At 70.4% G+C, this 20937-nt stretch carries 19 protein-coding genes and 1 pseudogene; 12 read left to right on the forward strand and 8 right to left on the reverse strand.

Annotated features, from left to right (window positions below; genetic code table 11):
• Positions 1-16 precede the first annotated feature (16 nt).
• Complete coding sequence (locus ABFX50_RS40480; RefSeq protein WP_346154266.1) at positions 17-709, forward strand: class I SAM-dependent methyltransferase; 693 nt, start codon at positions 17-19, stop codon at positions 707-709.
• Here the strand turns inward: ABFX50_RS40480 and ABFX50_RS40485 are convergent.
• Both ABFX50_RS40485 and ABFX50_RS40490 read right to left on the reverse strand, forming a co-directional pair.
• Positions 685-1521, reverse strand: a complete 837-nt coding sequence (locus ABFX50_RS40485; RefSeq protein ID WP_346154268.1) for an NAD(P)H-binding protein — start codon at positions 1519-1521, stop codon at positions 685-687. The genes ABFX50_RS40480 and ABFX50_RS40485 overlap by 25 nt on opposite strands.
• Positions 1518-2087 carry a TetR/AcrR family transcriptional regulator gene (locus tag ABFX50_RS40490; protein ID WP_312895289.1) on the reverse strand — a complete coding sequence of 190 codons (570 nt, stop codon included), beginning with the start codon at positions 2085-2087 and terminating at the stop codon, positions 1518-1520. The genes ABFX50_RS40485 and ABFX50_RS40490 overlap by 4 nt, the downstream gene beginning before the upstream one ends.
• 39 nt (positions 2088-2126) lie before the next feature.
• Between ABFX50_RS40490 and ABFX50_RS40495 the strand changes: the two genes are divergently transcribed.
• Together ABFX50_RS40495 and ABFX50_RS40500 are read left to right on the forward strand one after the other, a co-directional pair.
• Positions 2127-3071 carry an ATP-binding cassette domain-containing protein gene (locus tag ABFX50_RS40495; RefSeq protein ID WP_346154270.1) on the forward strand — a complete coding sequence of 315 codons (945 nt, stop codon included), beginning with the start codon at positions 2127-2129 and terminating at the stop codon, positions 3069-3071.
• Entirely contained in the window at positions 3068-3847 is a 780-nt protein-coding gene (locus ABFX50_RS40500) for an ABC transporter permease (RefSeq protein ID WP_346154272.1), read from the forward strand. The genes ABFX50_RS40495 and ABFX50_RS40500 overlap by 4 nt, the downstream gene beginning before the upstream one ends.
• A 116-nt stretch (positions 3848-3963) precedes the next feature.
• Here the strand turns inward: ABFX50_RS40500 and ABFX50_RS40505 are convergent, their stop codons facing one another.
• From ABFX50_RS40505 to ABFX50_RS40515, 3 genes and pseudogenes are all read right to left on the reverse strand, one after another.
• Positions 3964-5304: an APC family permease gene (locus ABFX50_RS40505; RefSeq protein WP_346154274.1), complete on the reverse strand. Its 1341-nt coding sequence runs from the start codon at positions 5302-5304 to the stop codon at positions 3964-3966.
• A 42-nt stretch (positions 5305-5346) separates the two neighbouring features.
• On the reverse strand, positions 5347-6285 hold the full coding sequence (gene add / locus ABFX50_RS40510) for an adenosine deaminase (protein WP_346154276.1): 939 nt from the start codon (positions 6283-6285) through the stop codon (positions 5347-5349).
• A gap of 23 nt (positions 6286-6308) precedes the next feature.
• Positions 6309-7217: pseudogene (locus ABFX50_RS40515) on the reverse strand (RNA polymerase sigma factor); the annotation flags it as partial.
• Positions 7218-7357: 140 nt separating this feature from the next.
• Here ABFX50_RS40515 and ABFX50_RS40520 point away from each other — a divergent pair.
• Positions 7358-7978 (forward strand): TetR/AcrR family transcriptional regulator, encoded by a 621-nt coding sequence (locus ABFX50_RS40520; RefSeq protein WP_346154278.1) that lies wholly within the window; start codon positions 7358-7360, stop codon positions 7976-7978.
• 13 nt (positions 7979-7991) lie between these two features.
• Here the strand turns inward: ABFX50_RS40520 and ABFX50_RS40525 are convergent, their stop codons facing one another.
• Positions 7992-8594, reverse strand: coding sequence for a TetR/AcrR family transcriptional regulator (locus ABFX50_RS40525; protein ID WP_346154280.1), 603 nt, complete (start codon positions 8592-8594; stop codon positions 7992-7994).
• A 56-nt stretch (positions 8595-8650) separates the two neighbouring features.
• Here ABFX50_RS40525 and ABFX50_RS40530 point away from each other — a divergent pair, with 56 nt between their 5' ends.
• The 6 genes from ABFX50_RS40530 (at position 8651) to ABFX50_RS40555 (ending at position 14898) form a co-directional block, all read left to right on the forward strand.
• A complete protein-coding gene (locus tag ABFX50_RS40530; protein WP_346154281.1) occupies positions 8651-10576 on the forward strand; it encodes a fumarylacetoacetate hydrolase family protein in 1926 nt (641 codons plus the stop codon).
• Positions 10573-11148 (forward strand): DUF2867 domain-containing protein, encoded by a 576-nt coding sequence (locus ABFX50_RS40535; RefSeq protein WP_346154283.1) that lies wholly within the window; start codon positions 10573-10575, stop codon positions 11146-11148. Before ABFX50_RS40530 ends, ABFX50_RS40535 begins: the two co-directional genes overlap by 4 nt.
• A complete protein-coding gene (locus ABFX50_RS40540; RefSeq protein WP_346154285.1) occupies positions 11145-11423 on the forward strand; it encodes an antibiotic biosynthesis monooxygenase family protein in 279 nt (92 codons plus the stop codon). The genes ABFX50_RS40535 and ABFX50_RS40540 overlap by 4 nt, the downstream gene beginning before the upstream one ends.
• 147 nt (positions 11424-11570) lie before the next feature.
• Positions 11571-13400, forward strand: coding sequence for a glycoside hydrolase family 15 protein (locus ABFX50_RS40545; RefSeq protein WP_346154287.1), 1830 nt, complete (start codon positions 11571-11573; stop codon positions 13398-13400).
• The gene (locus ABFX50_RS40550; RefSeq protein WP_346154289.1) at positions 13322-13792 is read left to right on the forward strand and encodes a WHG domain-containing protein; all 471 of its coding nucleotides are present in this window, start codon (positions 13322-13324) and stop codon (positions 13790-13792) included. The genes ABFX50_RS40545 and ABFX50_RS40550 overlap by 79 nt, the downstream gene beginning before the upstream one ends.
• A gap of 185 nt (positions 13793-13977) precedes the next feature.
• A complete protein-coding gene (locus tag ABFX50_RS40555; protein WP_346154290.1) occupies positions 13978-14898 on the forward strand; it encodes a cyclase family protein in 921 nt (306 codons plus the stop codon).
• Positions 14899-15116: 218 nt separating this feature from the next.
• On the opposite strand, the gene ABFX50_RS40560 is transcribed toward ABFX50_RS40555, so the two are convergent.
• Positions 15117-16349 carry an amidohydrolase family protein gene (locus ABFX50_RS40560; protein ID WP_346154291.1) on the reverse strand — a complete coding sequence of 411 codons (1233 nt, stop codon included), beginning with the start codon at positions 16347-16349 and terminating at the stop codon, positions 15117-15119.
• 263 nt (positions 16350-16612) lie between these two features.
• On the opposite strand from ABFX50_RS40560, the gene ABFX50_RS40565 reads away from it, so the two are divergent.
• A complete protein-coding gene (locus ABFX50_RS40565) occupies positions 16613-16828 on the forward strand; it encodes a tautomerase family protein (RefSeq protein WP_346154292.1) in 216 nt (71 codons plus the stop codon).
• Between the two features lie 429 nt (positions 16829-17257).
• On the opposite strand, the gene ABFX50_RS40570 is transcribed toward ABFX50_RS40565, so the two are convergent.
• Positions 17258-19369, reverse strand: coding sequence for a hypothetical protein (locus tag ABFX50_RS40570; RefSeq protein ID WP_346154294.1), 2112 nt, complete (start codon positions 19367-19369; stop codon positions 17258-17260).
• A 208-nt stretch (positions 19370-19577) separates the two neighbouring features.
• Between ABFX50_RS40570 and ABFX50_RS40575 the strand changes: the two genes are divergently transcribed.
• The gene (locus ABFX50_RS40575) at positions 19578-20915 is read left to right on the forward strand and encodes a purine-cytosine permease family protein (RefSeq protein WP_346154296.1); all 1338 of its coding nucleotides are present in this window, start codon (positions 19578-19580) and stop codon (positions 20913-20915) included.
• Positions 20916-20937 lie beyond the last annotated feature (22 nt).

Consider the following 20937-nt stretch of genomic DNA (forward strand, 5'->3'; position numbering starts at 1 on the left):
CAACCTGGAGACGGTCATGATCAGAGCCTGGATGCTCGACGAGAGCGCCCACGCGGGCCCCGAGCACCTCGACCCGGCCTTCGTCGCGGGATATGACCGCAAGCAGGGCCATCCCGACCCCGGCGAGGATCTGGACATCCTCGCCGGGCACGAAGTGGCCACCGTGGTCGACCTGGCCGCGGGCACCGGCCAGTTCGCGCTGGCCGCCGCCCTGCGCTTCGACAGGGTCACGGCGGTGGACATCTCCCCCGCGATGCTCGACCACCTGAGAGCCAGGGCGGCCGAGCAGGGGCTCGCCAACCTGGAGGTGGTCGGCGGCGGGCTGCTGACCTGGGAGTACGCGGGCCCGCCCGTCGACGCGGTCTTCACCCGCAACGCCCTGCACCAGGTGCCCGACTTCTTCAAGGCGATCGCGCTCGCCAGGATCGCGAAGATGCTGCGGCTGGGCGGGATCCTGCGCCTGCGGGACCTGATCTACGACTTCGGGCCCGAGGAGGCCGAGGAGATCTTCGAGGGCTGGATGCGCGACGCCTCGGCCGACCCCGCGCTCGGCTACACCGCCGACGACTACGCCGAGCACGTGCGCACCGAGCACAGCACGTTCCGATGGCTGCTGGAGCCGATGCTCGCGGCGGCGGGGTTCGAGATCCTCGACGTGGCCTACGATCGGCGGCTCTACGGGGCCTACACCTGCCGCAGGAAGTCGTGAGCGTGGTCGCTGGCCCACTGCGCGAAGGTACGGGCAGGCCTGCCCGTGACGTCCTTCATGGTGGTCATCTCGATCGAGGGGTCGGGCGCCCACTCCTCGGTGCTCTCGCCGCCCGAGTAGTCCTCGTAGCCGAGAAGGAAGTCGGCTGAGGCCGCGGCGAACCCGCCCTGCGCCAGGTAGAGCTCGCGGGCTCGGGCGCGGGTGACCTGCTCGAAGCGGAGCTCGCGCCCGATCGCCGCGGAGATGGCCGCCACCTGGTCGCGATGGGAGATCAGTTCGGGCCCGTTGAGGGTGTGGGCGCGGCCCGCGTGCCCGTCCTCGGTCAGCGCGGCCACCGCGACGTCGGCGATGTCGGCCTCGTGGACGGGGTACCAGGCCTGGTCGGGGAAGGGGTCGCGCACGACGCCCTCGGCGCGGATCGACGGGCCCCACAGCTCCAGCTTGTTGAGCATGAACTCGCCCGGCCGCACATGCGTCCACTCCACGCCCGAGGCCTCGACCGCCCGCTCGACCGGCAGGTGGAAGGAGTCGTCCTCGCCGAAGGTGACCGCGCCCGACGACAGCGTGACGATCCGCCGCACCCCCGCTCTCACGGCCAGCCGTACCACCTCCTCGGCGCTCTCGGGCACGGGGAACAGGAACATCGCCTCCACGCCCGACAGCGGCAGGGTGCCGGGCTCGGCCAGATCGCCCAGGACCTCACCGGGCGCGGACGGCGCCGAGCGGGTCAGCGCCAGCACCTCGTGCCCGGCCAGCCCCTTCAGCACGAGCCTGCCGACGTTCCCCCTGGCGCCCGTGACCAGGATCTTCATGTCACCACTCCCTTCTCGAAGGTGCGGATCACCACGGCGGTGACGCCGTGGCGCGGCAGTTCCCCCTTCTCCGCCGCCTCCCATCCCGTGTAGGTGAGCGCCCAGAGCACGTGCTGGATCCACTCGGGCGACAGTGAAGGGTCGAAGACGCCCTCGGCCTGGCCCCGCTCGATCAGTCCGATCGTGGTGGGGACCGTCATGTCGGGTTCGAAGGCGGCGGTGTACTCCTCGAGCAGGCGTGGGTCGCCGAACAGGAACGCCAGCTGGTCGCCGACGTCGACCAGGGCCGAGATGAGGCGGCGCATGGCCTCCAGCGCGGGACCCTGGTCGATCACGGCCTCGCGGGTGGAGTCTTCGACCGCCTGGAAGGCGTCGACGATGGCCGCCTCCATGAGCTCCTTCCTGTCGGGGAAGTAGCGGTGCACCGTGCTGCGCCCCACCTGCGCGGCCTCGGCGATGTCGGCCAGCGTGGCCTTGCGGTCGCGGGCGAGCGTGGAGGCGGCGGCGGCCAGGATGGCGCGGCGCGTGCGGTGACGGGTACCGGACTCTGAAGTGGAACTGCTCACTCCCAGAGTGTAACACCATGATTTGCTTTTGGGACATTGATGTCCCATTCTGAAGCGATGAACTCCTATTCACTCGTCGCCGAGGGGCTGCGCAAGCGCTTCGGCGAGACCCACGCACTCGACGGCTTCGACCTGGCGGTGCGGGAGGGAACGGTCTGCGGGCTGCTCGGCCCCAACGGCGCCGGCAAGACCACCGCGGTGCGCATCCTCTCCACGCTGCTGCGCGCGGACGGGGGCAGGGCCACGGTCGCGGGCCTCGACGTGGCCACCCAGGCCGCCGAGGTCCGGCGGCGTATCGGGCTGGCCACGCAGGAACCCGCGGTGGACGAGATCCTCACCGGCAGGGAGAACCTGGAGATGTGGGGCAGGCTCTACCACCTGAGCGCCAAGCAGGCCAGGTCGAGGGCGCAGGAGCTGCTGGAGCAGTTCGGGCTCGCCGAGGCGGGCAACAAGCGGATCAAGCACTACTCCGGCGGGATGCGCCGCCGCCTCGACCTGGCCGCCACCTTCATCCAGGCCCCCAGGGTGCTCTTCCTCGACGAGCCGACCACCGGCCTCGACCCCCGCAACCGTAACGACGCGTGGCAGGCCATCCGCACCCTGGTGGCGGCCGGCAGCACGGTGCTGCTGACCACCCAGTACCTGGACGAGGCCGACCAGCTCGCCGACCAGATCGCGGTACTGCGCGAAGGCAGGGTGATCGTGGAGGGCACCCCCGACCGGCTCAAGTCCATGATCGGCGGTGACCGCCTCGATCTGGTGCTACGAGACGCCCGCGACCTGCCCGAGGCGGGCGGCATCCTGGCGGCCTTCGGACGGCCGGCGGTCGACCCCGACACCCGCAGGCTGACGGTCTCCGTGACCGACCGCATGAGCGCCCTCAGCCACGTGATGCGCGCGATGGAGGCCAAGGGGATCGAGGTCGAGGACATCTCGATGCGCCGCCCCACTCTCGACGAGGTGTTCCTGAAGGTGACCGCATGACCTACGTGCTCTATGACAGCTGGACGATCGCCAGGACCAACCTGGTGCACTGGCGGCGCAATCCCACCGCCATCGCCTCGGGCCTGCTGTACCCGGTGGTGATGGTGCTGCTGTTCGGTTACGTCTTCGGCAGCGCGATGGCCGTGGCCGGCGCCGACGACTACCGCGACTACCTGATGCCCGGCATGTTCGGTCAGACCATGGCCGTCGGCATCACCTCCACCCTCGTCGTCGTCACCACCCAGGCCTCCTACGGGGTCACCGACCGCTACCGCTCGATGCCGGTCTCCCAGGCGGGCGTGGTGCTCGGCAGGGCGATCTCCGACATGATCAACTCGGTGCTCGAGCTGGCCATTCTCATCGCGGCCGGCCTGGCGGTCGGCTGGAGCTGGCACAACGGGCCGCTCAACGCGCTGGCCGCGATCGGCCTGCTGCTGCTCCTGCGCTTCTCGCTGATCTGGGTCGGCATCTTCGCCGGGCTCAAGCTCACCCCCGAGGCGGCGGGCGCCTCCTGGATGCTGCTGCTGCCGCTGACCATGGTCGCCAACACGTTCGTCTCACCCTCCCAGATGCCTGGCTGGATGGCGGTGCCGGCCGAGTGGAACCCACTGTCGGCCACCGTCGCCGCCTGCAGGCAGCTGTTCGGCAACAAGGGCTGGGTGGGTGATTCGTGGGCGTCGGAGCACGCGATGCTGCTCGCCGTCGCCTGGCCGGTGGCGATCACCCTGGTGTTCCTGCCGCTGTCGGCGCGGGCCTACCGGCGGCTGAGCCGCTGACCGGGGCCGTGCCGTCCCTGACTGACCGGCCGTGCCGGCTGGCTGACCGGCCGTGCCGTCCCTGGATAGCCGGCCGTGCCGTCCCTGGCTGAGGAGGGACGGCACGGCCCCGCCCGTCAGACGGTCTCCTCCTCATGGCGCTGGCGGCGGGTGAAGGCCCAGTTGACCAGCCACAGCAGCACGCCGATGCCCAGCAGCACGCCCGCGATGACATAGACGTTGCCTGGCCGCCCGGTCAACGGGCTGGCCAGCACCAGCGCCATGACCGCGCCGATGGCCGGCAGCGCCGTGGGCGCCCGGTAGTGGGCGTGGTCGACCTCCTCCCTGCGCAGCACGAGCACCGCGATGTTGACCACGGCGAAGACGCACAGCAGCAGGAAGGCGGTGGTCTCACCGAGTCCGGCGATCTCGGTGCTGGAGATCAGCCCGATCGCCAGCGCGGTGGTGAACAGGATGCCGACCACCGGGGTACGGCGGCGCGGGTCGACCATGCCGAGCGCCTTCGGCACGACGCGCTCGTTGGCCAGGCCGTACACCAGGCGGGAGGCCATCATCATGTTGATCAGAGCCGAGTTGGCCACCGCGAACATCGCGATCGCCGCGAACAGCTGCGGGGGGAAGGCGAGCCCTCCGGCCTTGACCACCTCGAGCAGCGGCCCGTCGGAGTCCTGCAGGACCCGGTAGTCGACCAGCAACGAGGAGGTGAGCGCGACCAGAATGTAGACGGTGCTGGTGATCGCCACACCCATGAAGATCGCCCGGGGGAAGTTGCGCGAGGGGTCCTTGGTCTCCTCGGCCATGTTGACGGAGTCCTCGAAGCCGACGAAGGCGAAGAAGGCCAGCGCCGTGCTGCCCAGCAGCGCCAGCAGCAGCCCTCCCGACTCGTCGGCTCTGATCTCCAGCAGGCGCGACGGTTCTCCCGCCCCCGTCGCGACCGCGTAGACGCCGATCAGGATGATCACCAGCAGGCCGGTCAGCTCGATCAGGGTGAAGACGATGTTCGTCTTGACCGACTCCGAGACGCCCCTGTAGTTCAGCGCGGCCACGGCGATGATGAAGATGATGCCGACCACGACCGTCGGGATCGTGACGAACTCCTGCAGGTACCTGCCGCCGATGGCGCGGGCCGCCGCGCTGGCCGAGGTCAGACCCGAGCACATGACCGCGAAGGCGACCATGAAGGTGAGGAACGGCTTCCTGAAGGCGAGCTGGGTGTAGAGGGCGGCCCCCGCCGCCCTCGGGTACTTGGTGACCAGCTCCACGTAGGACATCGCGGTGAGGGCGGCGATGACGAAGCCGACGAGGAACGGGATCCAGAGGGCCCCGCCGATCCTGCCCGCGACCGACCCGGTGAGCGCGTAGACGCCCGTGCCGAGAATGTCGCCGACGATGAACAAGATGAGCAGCTTTGGTCCGATGGCGCGCTTCAGCGACACCTGGGTGGGGGGTGTTGTCATGATTCATCCCGTGCCCATCTCAGGCGTCTTTGACACCACCTGTCAGACGGGCATGGCGAGCCATTCGTCGATGCCGCGCAGGAGTTCGGCCTTGAGCCGCTCGGGGGCGAACGAGGCCGTCACCGAGGCGGCGGCCAGCTCGGCCAGCATCTCGTCGCCGCGCCTCGCCTGGCCGTACTCGCTGAGCAGGGAGGTCTCCCCGTCGGTGTTGAGCGTGACGAGCAGACCCTCCTCGCGCAGGCGGGGCAGCGGGTGCTCTGCATAGGAGGGCACGAGGCCCAGCAGCACGTTGGAGAAGGGGCACACCTCCAGCGGCACGCGCCTCTCGCGCAGCTCGGCGACCAGGTCGGGGTCCTCCAGCACGCGGATGCCGTGGCCGATGCGCTCGGCGTGGCCGAGGTCGAGCGCCTCGCGGACGCTGGCAGGGCCCGCGCTCTCGCCTGCGTGGTGGACCATGTGCAGCCCCTCGTCCCTGGCGAGCTTCAGCACGTCGGCGAAGGGCGCCAGCGGGTGGCTCTCGTCTCCCGCGAGACCGACGGCGATCACCTGCTCGTGGGCGGCGGCGAGCTTCACCGTCCGCAGCAGGCGGTCGGCGGGCCTGCGGCGCGAGTGGTCGAGGATGAGGGCGCAGCGGATGCCGTGCTCGGCCTCTCCTTCGGCCAGCCCTTCGAGGACCGCGAGCAGCGGCATCTCCAGGTCGCCGAGACGCTCGCCGTGGGCGGCCGCGGTGAAGGTGACCTCGGCGTAACGGGTGCCCTGGGCGGCCTCGTCGGCGCAGAACTCGCGGGCGATCCTGCGGAAGTGCTCGGGGGTGCGCAACGCGGCGCGCACCTGCGCGTTGTGGTCGGCGAACTGCTTGAAGCCGGTGAAGACCTCAGGCCGCCGCGAATGAACCCCCAGCTCCCGCAAGGTGGCAGGGCGAACCGTGCTCTCCAGGTGAACGTGCAGGTGGGCCTTCGGCAGCAGCGCGATGTCTCTCACTGGGGCAATTGTAGGGAGAACTCCTAGTTCAGATAGTCGCGCAGCGCCTCGGCCCTGGAGGGGTGGCGCAGCTTGGACATCGTCTTGGCCTCGATCTGCCTGATGCGCTCCCTGGTCACGCCGTAGACCTTGCCGATCTCGTCGAGCGTCATCGGCTTGCCGTCGGTCAGGCCGTACCTCATGGAGATGACGCCCGCCTCCCTGTCGGACAGGCTGTCGAGGATCTCGAGCAGCTGGCGGCGCATGAGCGTGAAGGAGACCTGCTCGGCGGGCGAGGGCGCCTCGGAGTCCTCGATGAGGTCGCCGAGCTCGCTGTCACCCTCCTGCCCCAGCGGCGTGTGCAGGGAGATGGGCTCGCGGGAGTAGCGCTGCACCTCCACCACCCTGGCGGGAGGGAGCTCCACCTCGACGGCGATCTCCTCGGGGGTGGGCTCGCGCCCGAGGTCGGAGACCAGCCGCCGCTGCGCCGAGGCCACCTTGTTGATGAGCTCGACCATGTGGACGGGGATGCGGATGGTCCTCGACTGGTCGGCCATCGCCCTGGAGATCGCCTGCTTGATCCACCAGGTGGCGTAGGTCGAGAACTTGAAGCCGAGGGTGTAGTCGAACTTCTCGATGGTGCGGATCAGCCCGAGGTTGCCCTCCTGGATGAGGTCGAGGAAGAGCATGCCGCGGCCGGTGTAGCGCTTGGCGATGGAGACCACGAGACGCAGGTTGGCCTCCAGCATGCGCTGCTTGGCCAGCTCGCCGTCCTCCGCGATCCACTCCAGGTCGGCGCGGAGCTCGGCGGACAGGAGCGGCTCACTGTCGAGCCGCTCGCGGGCGAACAGCCCTGCCTCGATCCTCTTCGCCAGCTCGATCTCCTGCTCGGCGGTGAGCAGCGGGACCTTGCCGATCTGCTTGAGGTAGTCCTTGACCGTGTCGCGGGTGGCGACGCGGACGTCGTCGAGATCCAAGGTGGCCGTCATTCGATCCTTTCCAAACTTGGGACGGACATAACTTTAGGGTCGAGCGCCCCTGGCGTCAACCTAAAATGATGTCGAACCTAAAATTTTGTGAGAGGGTGAGGCCCATGAGCATCGAGACCGTGGGTTTGCGTGAACAGAAGAAGCGAGAGACCAGGCAGTCCATCTCTGACCACGCTACCCGCCTGTTCGTGGAGCGCGGCTTCGAGCGGACCACGATTTCCGACATCGCCACCGCGGCGAGGGTCGCCAAGATGACCGTCACCAACTACTTCCCCCGCAAGGAGGACATGGCGTTCGACCACCACGAGGCGTTCGTGGCCTCGCTGGCGCTCACCGTGCGCGAGCGGCGGAGCGGTGAATCCGCGCTGGCGGCGCTGCGACGGGCCTTCGTGGACGCGGTACGGCGGCGTGACCCCGTGATCGGGTTCGCGCCGGCGCCGTTCGCCCGCATGATCGCCGACAGCCCCACGCTGGTGGCGCGCCTGCGTGACCTCCACGAGCAGCGGGAGGACGCACTGGCCGCCGAGCTGGGCGGCGACCTGACGGCCAAGGTGGCCGCCGCCCAGCTGGCCGGGGTGCACAGGGTGCTGTTCGCCGACCTGATGCGGCGCACGCTGGCGGGCCAGGACGCCGACGTCATCGCCGCCGCGCTGGAGGAGTCGGCCGGGCGCGCCTTCGACCTGCTGGAGCCCGCGCTCGGCGGCTACGCCGTCGAGAAGCCGTAGCCCCTGGCGCCGCTCACTCCCCGTGCGAGGCGGCGCCCTCCCCCGCCGGCAGGATGCCGGCCACCAGTGCGCGCAGCGCGGCCAGCGCCTGCTCGGGGTCGACCCGCTCGGGCGCCAGCAGCCACTGCTGGTGGACGCCGATACCCGCGCCGATGATCGTGACGGCCAGCGCCTCGGCCGACAGGCCCTGCGGCAGCGGCAGCCGTTCAAGCCAGCGCCTGCAGTGCTCCCGCAGAGTGTTGTGAATCTCGACGTAGCGGCCGCGGATGGGTGAATCCGGCTCCTGCGCCTCGACCAGGAGCGTGACGAAGAGCTTCGTGGTCGGGAGTGCGAACATCATGCCGGCGCCCCGGCTCAGCTGCTCGAGACTCGCCTCCTCTCCCGGCTTCTCGGCGAGACTGTCGCGGACCATCGCCACCGAACGCTCGAGCACGGCCAGCAGCAGGCCCTCCTTGCTGCCGAAGTGCCACGGGATGGAGCCTCTGCTGATCCCCGAGCGTTCGGCCACGTCGACGAAGGTCGTCTGTCGGTAGCCCTTCTCGGCGAACAGCTCCGCCGCGGCGGCGAGGATCAGCTCGCGGCTCTCGTTACTGGTCTGCTCTCGTCGTGTTGTCACGCCACCTCCTCTGTGCTAACAATCATAATCTATGTTGACCAACACAGGAGAGGGCCATGCGATTCGTGACCTATGGCACCGCTGGCGGTGACCGCGCCGGAGTCCTCAACGGTGAGTTCGTCCACGCCCTGCCGCCCGGCACCACCCTGCTCGGGCAGCTCGGCCCCGAACTCCGGCAGGCAGGTGAGCGGGCGCTCGCCGAGCCGGACGAGGTCGTGGCGCTGGCCGACGTCAGGCTCAAGGCCCCCATCCCCAGACCCCCGTCCATCAGGGACTGCCTGTGCTTCCTCGACCACATGCGCGGCTGCCTGAAGGCCACCGGGGCGCCGGGAGTCCTGGAGACGACCTGGTACCAGATCCCGGCCTTCTACTTCGCCAACCCCGCCACCGTCATCGGACCCCACGACGACGTGCCCATCTCCCCCGGCAGCGCCTGGTTCGACTTCGAGCTGGAGATCGGCGCGGTGATCGGCGCCGCGGGTCGCGACCTGACCCCTGAGCAGGCCGTGGAGCACATCGCCGGCTACACCCTGATGTGCGACTGGAGCGCCCGCGACCTGCAGGGCCTGGAGAGCCAGCTCAAGATCGGCCAGGCCAAGGGCAAGGACGGGGCGACCACGCTGGGACCGTGGCTGGTCACCCCCGACGAACTGCCCTTCGGCCCGGACGGCAGGCTCGCCCTCCACGTGCGCGCCGAAATCAACGGCGCCCTCGTCGGGCAGGGTCGCACCGACGCGATGGACTGGTCCTTCGGCGAGGTCGTCTCCTACGCCTCCCGGGGCGTCGAACTCCAGCCTGGAGACGTCTTCGGCTCAGGCACCGTGCCCGGCTGCTGCCTGATCGAGCATCTCGACTTCGGCGACCTGGCCGCCTTCCGTGGCTGGCTCAAGGACGGCGACGTGGTGCGGCTGAGCGCCGAGGGGCTGGGCGAGGTGCGTCAGACGGTGCGGGCGAGCGCCGCTCCGCACCCGCTGGCCCCCAGGGCCGACCCCGCCGCCGTGGTCAGGCCGCCCCGCCGCAACCCGGCCCGCTCCGCCGTGCCGTACACCAGGGGGTTGCACCAGGTGGGAGCCGGCGTCTGGGCGTGGCTGCTGCCCGACGGCGGGTACGGCAGGAGCAACGCGGGGCTGGTCGCGGGCGACGGCGCGTCCCTGCTGGTCGACACGCTCTACGACCTGCCGCTCACCGCCGAGATGCTCGCCGGCATGCGGCCGATCACCGACCTGCACCCGCTGAGCCACGCCGTGCTCACCCACGCCAACGGCGACCACACCCATGGCGGCCAGCTGCTGCCCGGCTCGGTGCGCGTCGTCGCCGCCGAGGCGACCGCGCACGAGATGCGCGCCGAGATGGCCCCGGAGCTGACGACGGCTCTGCAGGTGATGGACCTCGGGCCGGTGCTCACGCGGTACCTGCGCGACCGTTTCGGCGGCTTCGACTTCGGCGGCATCCGCCTGCGGGAGCCCGACCACACCTTCGACCGGCGGCTCACCCTCGACGTGGGCGGCCGCGAGGTGCGCCTGCTCAACCTCGGACCCGCCCACACCGAGGCCGACACGGTGGTGCACGTGCCCGACGCGGGCGTGCTCTTCGCCGGCGATCTGCTGTTCGTCGGATGCACGCCGATCGTGTGGAGCGGCCCCATCGCCCACTGGATCGCCGCCTGCGACACGATGATCGGCCTGGACGCGCCGACCGTCGTGCCCGGCCACGGGCCGGTGACCGATCCCGACGGGATCCGTGCCGTGCGCGACTACCTCGCCCACGTCGTCGAGCAGGCGGACGCCGCCCTCGCCAAGGGCCTGGACCTGCGGGAGGCGATGTTCGCGGTCGACCTGGCCGAATACGCCGGCTGGCTGGACGCCGAGCGGGTCGTGGTCAACGTCTACCAGCGCTACAGGGAGATCCACCCTGGACAGCCCGAGATCGATAGGTTCGCACTGTTCGCCCTGATGGCCGAATGGCAGGCCACCCGCTCATGAGACTTCCCGACACCGCTCACACCACACGCCCCTGGCGGATTCACACCCTGGCACCAGACTTCCGGCTCGAGGACGTATGGGAGCTGCCCACGCCCGGCGGTCCCGAGGACCTGGAACGGCTCGTGCGTCAGATGTCCACCGGCGAGGGCCGCTTCTCCGGTGCCACCAGGGCGCTGTTCGCGTTGCGCTGGAAGCTCGGCGAGCTGTTCGGCTGGGACCGGCCCGAGACCGGCGTCGGCGCGCGGGTGGAGACGCTGCGCAACCGGCTGCCCGCCGACCTGCGTGACGGCCCTTCCGGGCCTGACCTCGCCGCCGTGCCGTTCACCTCGGTCTATCTGACCGACACCGAGTGGGCGGCGGAGATGGCCAACAAGACCGTGCACACCGTCATGCACATCGGCTGGGTGCCCGGCCCCTCCGGCGGCCACCACGGGCAGATGGCCGTGCTGGTCAAGCCGAACGGGCTGTTCGGCAGGGCATACATGGCCGCGATCAGGCCCTTCCGCCACCTGGTCGTGGACCCGGCACTGGTTCGACTCATCGGACGCGGCTGGCAGAGGAGAGCATCATGAAGGTCGGAATGATCGCAAGCCACTATCCGCACGCCTCCCACAGGGAGGAGTTCATCGCACGGGTGCACCAGGTCGCCGAGGTGTTCCTGGGCGCACCAGGGTGCCTGTCGGCCGAATGCTGGCTGTCCGACGACGCGGTGATCTCGATCGTGCAGTGGGAATCGGAAGAGGCGTGCGCCGCGTCGCTGGTCGCGGTGCAGGCGGCGGAGGTCGATCTGGCCTACGACGAGCGCGAGGTACGGCCCCGCGAGATCGTTCGCGTCGTGGCCGGCTGATCTCCGGTTGAGCGCGGGCCCGCGTCCTTCTACTTCACGGCGGGCCCGCGAAACCCGGTCGAGTCTTGGCGAAGGCCAGACCCCGGCCAGCGGTTGGCTTACCTAGGCTTTGGCCATCGGGCCAGTCGTCACGGCGAGGAGGCCGAGGTGAGCACTGGAATCTCCGCGGATGTCTCGAACGCCCAGTACCTACCGATCGCCGACCACGGCTTGATCGGAGACCTGCGTACGACGGCGCTCGTGGGCGCGAACGGCACGATCGACTGGTACTGCTGCCCGAGATTCGACTCGCCCAGCGTCTTCGCCGCCCTTCTGGACAGCGACAAGGGCGGGTCGTTCGAGCTGGCCGCCGAGGTGCGGGCGACGACGAAGCAGTTCTACTTTCCCGACACGAACGTCCTGATCACCCGGTTCTACGCCAACGACGGCGTAGGTGAGATCCAGGACTTCATGCCCATCGCCGATGAGTCGCCCGAGCCCGGCCGTCATCGGCTGATCCGGCGGGTGTCCTGCGTCCGCGGATCGCTCCCGTTCCGCGCGCGGGTGGCGCCGCGGTTCGACTACGGGACCCAGCCGCACACGCTCCGCCTGACCGAGGGCCAGGCGGTCTTCGAGTCGCCCTCCCTCTCTCTCGCGTTGACCGCCACCGTGCCGATGGAAGCCGACGGTGTGGACATGTGGGCGGAGTTCAAACTCCATGAGGGTGAACATGCCGTTTTCGCTCTCGACCGGGTCGGCGACGGCGTCGCCCTCCGCTCGTGCCCGATCGCCGAGGCCGAAGAGGAGTTCACCGCCACCGTGGCGTTCTGGCGACGATGGCTGTCCGCGTCGCGCTACCGCGGCAGGTGGCGCGAGACGGTCCACCGTTCCGCGCTGGTCCTGAAGCTGCTCACCTACGCACCGACCGGCGGCATCGTGGCCGCGCCGACGACCAGTCTGCCGGAGGAGGTCGGCGGCGAGCGCAACTGGGACTACCGCTACGTGTGGGTCCGCGACGCCGCCTTCTGCGTCTACGCCCTGCTCAGGCTGGGCTTCACCCAGGAGGCCGAGGCGTTCATGCGCTTCCTGACGGCGAACGTGTGCACCTGCCCGCCCGGCGACTCGGGTCCCCTGCAGATCATGTACGGCATCGACGGACGCAGCGACCTGCCCGAACGCCAGCTGGACCACCTCGAGGGCTACCAGGGCTCCTGGCCGGTCAGGGTAGGGAACGCCGCCGTCGGCCAACTGCAGCTCGACATCTACGGCGCGCTGATCGACGCCGTCTACCTCTACGACAAATGGGGCAAGCCGATCTCCAGCGGCGACTGGGACTACGTCAGCGGCCTGGTCGACTGGGTCTGCGACAACTGGGACCAGCCCGACGAGGGCATCTGGGAGACCCGCGGCGGACGCAAGGACTTCCTGTACTCCCGGCTCATGTGCTGGGTGGCCATCGAACGCGCCATCCGCATGGCGGCCCACCGCGGCCTGCCCGCCGACACGGCGAGGTGGCAGCGCACGCGCGACACGATCTACCGGCAGATCATGCAACGCGGCTGGTCGGCCGAGCACCAGGCGTTCGTCCAGTACCTCGGAGGCGACGTCCTCGACGCCTCGGTACTGATGATGCCGCTGGCGAAGTTCATCTCGCCCACCGACCCGAAGTGGCTGTCCACCCTCACGGCGCTCGGCGACCGCCTGGTGTCCGACTCGCTGGTCTACCGCTACGACCCCGCAGCGAGCCCGGACGGTCTGCGGGGCGTGGAGGGCACGTTCTCGATCTGCTCGTTCTGGTACGTCGAAGCGCTCGCCCGCGCCGGACGGCTCGACGAGGCTCGCCTGGCCTTCGAGAAGATGCTCACCTACGCCAACCACGTCGGCCTCTTCGCCGAGGAGATCGGCCAGGCCGGTGAGCAGTGCGGCAACTTCCCCCAGGCATTCACCCACCTGGCCCTGATCAGCGCCGCCTTCAACCTGGACCGCGCCCTCGGCTAGACCGTTTCCTTCGGGACGAAGCCGGGAGTTCTCGCTCGCAGAGGCGGTGGAGACCGCCAGCAACGCCCGAGGACGGGCCGGTGGACCAGACGGCACGCCGGGCGTGCCGCGAGCTCACCCGCCTGGTGGCCGCCGCATGGCCCCACGCCCGGCACCACCAGCCCGAGGACGCCTCCTGGTCCGACCTTCACCCGGACCACGTCGCGAAGATCCAGGCAGACCTCCCGAACGTGCCGCCCGCCGCAGCGGCGCTCGCGCTGCGCGTCTGGGGCCGGATGCACGGCCTGGTGGCCCTGGAGATCGACGGCCACATCCACCCCGTCGCGGGCAACCCGGCCGCCCTGCACCGCGCCGAAATGCTCGACCTGGTCAGGTCACTGGGCCTGGCCTAGGTTCTGCCCGAGACGATCACGTGACCGTCTGACAGCCGGATCGTTGTCCTGGTTGGATCGGGGTTGCTCGCACCGTCTCTCCGGCCCCGGCGAGGTCATATCGAAGGAGAGGGCGGGATAGCCTGCCTGCGGGAGGAGTCGATGCTGGGATGACGGCAGGGCGACCGATGCCCACACAGGACGACGTGCTCGGGTACTTCGACACGCTGTCGAACTGGGGACGGTGGGGCGACGACGACGAGCTCGGCACTCTGAACCACATCACCGACGACGTCAGGCTGGCGGCGGCGCGGGCCGTGCGCCACGGCAGGAGCGTGTCGTGCGCATGGGAGGTAGCCGTACCGGAGGACATGGAGCGGTCGACGACGACGTGCCCGTGCGCCGCCGACATGCCGGGCGCCGAGGACATGCCGGCGCCCGGGTTCCGCAACGACCGGCGCTGGGGCTTTTCCTCCGAGCGGCTCGGCGTCACCTTCCACGGCAACACCCTCACCCACGTCGACTCGCCGTGCCACATCTTCTGGGACGGCACGATGTACAACGGGCGGTCGCACTCGCTGGTCGACGCCGCAACGGGATCGGCGTGGGCGGCCGTCACGGCGGCGGCGAACGGGATCATCACGCGTGGTGTCCTGCTGGACATCGCGAAGGTCCGCGATGTGCCGTGGTTGGAACCGGGGCAGGGTGTGTTTCCCGACGATCTCGAGGAGGCCGAGCGTCGCCAGGGTGTGCGGGTGCGATCCGGCGATGCGGTACTCCTGCGGACCGGCTATGGCCGCGTCCGGCACGAGGCCGGTGCGGCCGGCGGTTTCACGCAGGCCGGCTGGCACGCGTCCTGCCTGCCGTGGCTGCATGAACGGGAGGTCGCGCTGATCGGCGCTGACACCCCCCAGGACGTTCAGCCGTCGGGGTACGAAGACGTGTTGATGCCGGTTCACGCCGTGAGCCTCGTCGCGATGGGTCTGTGGATGCTCGACAACTGCGACCTGGAGGCGTGCGCGACGACGGCCGCCGAGCTCGGCCAGTGGGACTTCCACCTCGCGGTCGCGCCGGTCCGCTTCGCCGGTACGTCCGGCAGCCCGGTCAACCCGATCGCCACCTTCTGAGCGCGGTTCACGAGGAGGTGCGAGGCCATGAACGACCCGGCCCGCGCCTGGAACGCGGTCGTGGTCGGTGAGGACACGCCGTGCTGGTCGCGAACCAGGCGGCACGAGCGCCTCAAGGCGGGGTGTCGCAGCGTGCGATGGCTGCCGGCCGGACTGACGTTGGATCCGCCGTCTGGCCGCCCGTCACTGAAAGAAGCATGCGCTTGGTCGTGGGCCGGTCAACGGCTCGGCGGCCCGAACTCCGTCCTCGTGCTCGTGCTCGCGACCACCCGACCGCCGACGACGACGTGGCGCGGCGCGGCGTGCAGGGTGAGGGCCTCCCTGACCGTCCGCCCTTCGAGGACCACCAGATCGGCCGGCGCGCCGGGGACGAGGCGGCGCGCCGGGCGGCCGACCACCCGGGCCGCGTCCACCGTCACCATGTCGAACAGCCGGTCGAGGTGGGCGTCGGCGCGCGCCTCCAGCAGGTGCGCCGCCAGGAACGCCACCTCCAGCAGGTTGTGGCGGCCGAAAGGGTAGTAGGCGTCCTCGATGTCGTCCTGCCCGAGCGCCACAGGCAGCCCGGCGTCGGCGAGGGCGAAGACCGGCAGGTGCAGCGGGCCCGTGTGCGGGTCGCTGACGAACCCCAGGCCCGCCCTACGGCACAGCCCGATCAGCCTGCGAAGGTAGGGCTCGGGGTAGAGCGCCATCGCGCGGGCATGCTGGGCGCTGCCGCGCACACCGCTGGCCAGCAGCGCGCAGGCGAGCATCTCGGTGGTGCGCAGGCCGGGATCGCCCGCGTCGTCGACCAGCATCGCCACCCGCCTTCCCGTACGGCGGGCGAGTTCGACCATACGGCGCACGTGCTCGGCCGCGTCGGCGTCGGTGTACTCGATCCACGGGATGCCGCCCACGACGTCGGCGCCCAGCCGTACCGCCTCGGCGATCAGTTCCTCGGTGCCAGGACGGCGCAGCAGGCCGTCCTGGGGGAAGGCGACGACGCGCACCTCGACCAGGTCACGGAACTCCTCGCGCAGCTCCAGCAGCGCCTCCACCCCGGTGAGTCCGGCGTCGGGGTCCACGTCGGCGAACGCCTGGACGACGCGGACGCCGTGCCGTACCGACTCGGTCAGCGCCCGCCTGGCGCGATCGAGGACGGCGGCGGTGGTCTGCTCGCGCTTGACGGCGGCGGCGATCTCGATCGCGTCCATCGCCGCGCCCATCGTGCCCTCGGTGTAGGCCTCGAGCGCATGCGAGCCCGCCAGGTCGAGCGTGTGGACCTTGCACAGGTGCAGGTGGGCGTCGACGAACGGCTCGGTGACCAGGTGCCCTTCGGCGTCGATCACCCGGACGGCATCGCCAGGCGCGTCACGGCCCTCAGGGGTCACCGCGGTCAGGACGCCGGCGTCGGCGGTGAGCATCCAGCGGCCAGGACGGGCTCGCAGGGTCGCGTCGCGGATGAGCAGGTCCACGCTGCCGACCCTACGGCGTGCGGCGCCAGGAGTCGCGCGGGGTCCGACATGCCCCATGGTGTCGCAGTACGTGGCATCCAGTCATTCTCGTGTGAGACTGGCCATATACGCAGGATGTCGGCGAAGTACACAGGCCGGCCGTATCCGCGGGATGAGGAGCGCGTGGTGTTCCTGGTCGACGTGGAGCACAGCGCCACCATAAGGTTCGGCTGACGGGTCACACGCTCCCCTCACCATGTCGTGCAGAACAACGGGGAGGAATCATGCCACTCATCAACGTCAAGATCATCGAGGACGTCTTCACCGAGGCCCAGAAGGCCGAGATGGTCACGAAACTGACCGACGCCATGGTCAGCATCGAGGGCGAGAACATGCGCTCGGTGACCTGGGTCGTCGTCGAGGAGGTCAAGAGCGGTGACTGGGGCATCGGGGGGAAGCCCCTGACCACCGCGGACGTGAAGGCTCTGGCAGCGGGCTGACCGCGGACGGGGTGACGTGGTGCGGGCGGTCCCGCCGCCGGGACCGCCCGCCCCCGCACGGGACCATCTTCGAGGACGGCGCGTTCGCCGAGCGGGTGGCCGTGGACGTGTCGGCGGGCCGAAGTCCCTGACGGTGTCGGCCTGGCCGAGGCGGCGGCGCTGCCGACCGCGGGCCTGGCCGCGCTCCGCTCGCTGCGCAGCGCGGGGATCGCCCCCGACAAGCGCGTGCTGGTGACCGGCGCCTCGGGCGGTGTGGGACGCTACGCCGTGCGACTCGCCTCCCGCGCCGGGGCGCACGTCATCGCCGCGGTCGACTCCCCCGCGTGACGAGACACTGCACGCATGGCCGACGAACACGCCTGGAGTCAGGCCACCGGCACCTTTCGAGACGTGGCCCACGCCCCGTAGACGGCAACGGGTGTCGCCTGGTCAACGCGAGGTGGCCAGGGCTTCCTCCTCCGCCGCGTCGCCTGCGGCCGCCGCGCGCAACGCCTCTCGGATGGTGTGGGCGTCGACCTGTACACAGGCGGCCAGCGTGGCGATGGTGGCGCCCGCACCGCGGCACTGCAGCAGCACCCGATCACGTTCGCGGCGAACCGCGTCTTCGGCTTGGGCGTGGCGGCGCCGGTCGGCCTCCAGCCGTTCGCACAGCAGCCGCTGGCGGTCCACCTCCCAGCGGGCCTCCTGCGCCTGCTCGACCGCCGTACGCAGCTCTTGGAGCGCCTGCCGTCCTTCTTCGGATGTCACCTGACGTCGTCGTGCCGACAGTGACCCGGCGGCTGTCGCGAGGTCCATGCCCGACCATGCCGCGATCTCCGTCATCGTGTAGCCGGAGGAGGCGCAGAGCTCGATGAGCCGGTTGCGGCGCGCGCGGCACGACGTCTCCGTCGCGATCGCCTGGCGGCGGAGCTCCTCCTGCTCGGCACGCCGTCTGCGGGCCGTGCCCGTCTGGTCCCTGGCGGAGCGCCATCGCGCGGCCACCTCCCCCAGGCGGGCCAGCAGCGGATCCGAGCTGTGGCGGCCGGGTGTGATCGGTCCGATCAGCGCGTAGATCAGGTTCTCGCTGACTCCGGCGTCCCTGGCGAGGTCGCGTACGGACGTGCCGGCCTGGTGGCAGGCGATGACGGCCTGATCGCGATCGGCCGCGATCTGCCGCTCGACGGCGGCGGCCTTGTCGAACACGTCGCCGGCGAGGGCGACCAGCCGAAGGTCGCTCTCATGCTGGGCACACAGCTCACGCCATTGCTCCGCCGTACGGGAAACCCGGCTGATCACTTCGGGCGCGGACATGGGGTACTGCGGCGGCAGTTCGGTGGTGCGCCGGACGACGAGGTTGATCGCGTTACGGGTCATGCCTGTGGCCGCTGCGAGCTCCGTGATGCCGATCTTGCTGTCGCTGCGGTGGGAGGCGGCGATGAGCTGGTTGAGCTCGGCCCTGACCTGTTTGGCGGTCTGCCTGCTCTGCGCCGTGACGGCCTCAGCCGCTTTGCGCAGCGCGCTGCACCTCTCGCGGAGGGCCTGTGCCTGCCGGCGCAGGCGGACGGCGTCGAGGAGGGCCGAGCGCACCGGCCGGCCGAGAAGCGGTCTGTCCTGCGCGAGGGCCGAGCTCTCCTCGCAGACCGCGTCAACGGCCGCCCTGAGTCGGGCGTGCACGGCCCGGTGCTCGGTCAGCGCCGACTGCCGCAGGGCCGTACGGACTCCGGCGTCACGGGGTGCGGGCAGGTGCACCAGCGTCAGGCGGCTGCTGCGCCGGCGGGCCGCAGCGGCCACCGCCCGCGTCGAAGGCGCGATCAACGGGTCGGTGATCAGGAAGATCGGGCCCGTACGGGTGGCGAGGACCCGGTCGAGGAATTCGCCGTGGACATCGTCCAGGGCGTTGTCGGCAGGCAGCACGGCGAATGAGCGCTGGGTTCCGTTGGTGCGCACGATCGACATCAGCTGGAGCTCGCCGGGCAGCGGCATGATCTGCAGGAAGAACAGGGGTGCGGCCTGGGCCTCGGCACGGGCACGGACCCGACCGAACTCCTCCGCTAACCACTCAGGGACCTTCGCGCACTGTTCGGCGTAGGTGGGCAGGCCGCTGGCGGGCCACAGACCCAGTTGACGCAGCAGGACCCGGAGGTGCTTGCCGGAGAGGACGACCCTCGCCTGCTCGCGCAGGTAGCGGGCGACGAGGGTGCGGCTCCACAGGGGCCGGCCGAGCCCGAGCCTGCGGGGGTCGGTCAGGAGGGCCTCGCGCAGCACCCGCCGCGCCTCGGGCAGCATCTTGTACGGCGCGCGGCCCCCGGGGCGGGCCTCAAGTTCGTGGTCGCCGGCCCTCCCACGCTCCCGCCACCGGTAGAGAGTGGCCCGCGCCAACCCGTACTCCGCGGCCAGATCGGCTGGGCGGCTGCCCTGGCGCATACGGGCCACGGCGTGGTGGCGGATCACCGCGAGGTGGTCATGGCCGAGGGCCCGGCCGTCGCCTCCGGCGGCGCGCAGGCGTTCGAGCGCATGCTGCAAGGCGTCGTGTGCCGTACTCCCGTCGGCGTCCTTGTTCACCGTAGATCGTCTAGCACGGTTCGGACGCTCAAGGCAACACAAGATCTCACCAAAGGTGGAGAACGTAGTCAGACGCGCCGGCCGCGGCTGGACGAGGGACGCGTCGATCGACAGTTCGTCCGCACGCCTCTTCCCAATGATCGCCGGGGAATCTAGCGTCGCTGCCAACGCCTCCACGTTTCTGATCGACTCGTAGAAAGGGCATCGGATGTCTGATGCGGCGCTCACCACCGAGTTATCCGACGAGGGTCTCGCCCGCGACGACTACGCGCTCCAGCGGGTGCCGCAGTCGGCCCGCTACGGCTGGGTGACGGTCGCGATCCAGCGCTTCGGCATGCTGAGCGCGCTCAGTCAGTTCCTGCTCGGCGCCACCCTCGGCATGGGTATGACGTTCTGGGACGCCGTGCTCGCCATCACGCTCGGCGCCGTCATCCTCGAGGTCGTCGCGATCGCCATCGGCATCGCGGGCATGCGCGAGGGCCTGTCGACGACCGTGCTGGCCAGGTGGGCAGGGTTCGGCAGGTACGGCGCGGGCATCGTCGGCATGGTCATCGCGATCTGCCTGCTCGGCTGGTTCGGGGTGCAGTCGGCCGTCCTGGCCCAGGGCCTCGCCTCGCTGCTGGGCGGTCCGCCCGTGTGGGTGTGGTCCATCATGGCAGGACTGGCCGTGACCGCGATCGTCGTGCACGGCTTCGCCGGCATGGCCTGGACCGCGTGGATCACCGTCCCCGCCTTCCTCGCCCTGGCCGGCTGGGCGATCACGGTCGAGCTGTCGAAGCAGTCGCTCGGCGCGCTGGTCGCCTCGGCGCCACCGGGTCCCGCCCTGAGCCTGGCCGAGGGCGCCACCATCGTCGCGGGCGGGTTCATCGTCGGCGCGGTCATCTCGCCCGACATGTGCCGGTGGAACCGCAGCGCCGCCGATGTGGTCAAGCAGACCGTGCTCGGCATCACGCTCGGCGAGTACGTCGTGGCCCTGGTCGGGGTCCTGCTCGCCCACGCGCTGCGCACCGGAGACGTGATCGCGATCGTCACCACGACCTCGGGAGTGGTGGGAACGATCGTCCTGATCACCGCCACCTTGAAGATCAACGACTGGAACCTCTACGCCGCCTCCCTCGGCATGACCAACACCCTGCACACCGCGTTCGGCAAGCGCACGAACAGGGCCGTCGTCACCGTCGCGCTCGGCGTGGTCGGCACCGGCCTGGCCGCGGCGGGCATCCTCGACCACCTCATCGACTTCTTCGTCCTGCTCGGCGTCGCCATCCCGCCCGTCGCCGGCATCATGGTCGCCGAGTACTACGTCGTACGCCGATGGCGAGCGGCCCTCGACGTCTCACGAGCCTCCGGCGCACTCCCGGGCACGGCTCCTGGCTGGGCGCCCGCCGCACTCGTCATCTGGCTCGCCTCCGCGCTGATCGGCAAGTACGTTGCGTGGGGCATCCCCGCGCTCAACGCCCTCGTGGTCGCCTTCGCCGCCTACGCGATCGCCGGCAGGCTGGGCCTGACCGGTGCGCCGCGTGACGAGAACGCCCGAGTGGCGTGACTCCGGTCCCGTCTCTCTCCTC

It is taken from the genome of Nonomuraea recticatena (assembly GCF_039533245.1).
GTDB lineage: Bacteria > Actinomycetota > Actinomycetes > Streptosporangiales > Streptosporangiaceae > Nonomuraea > Nonomuraea roseola.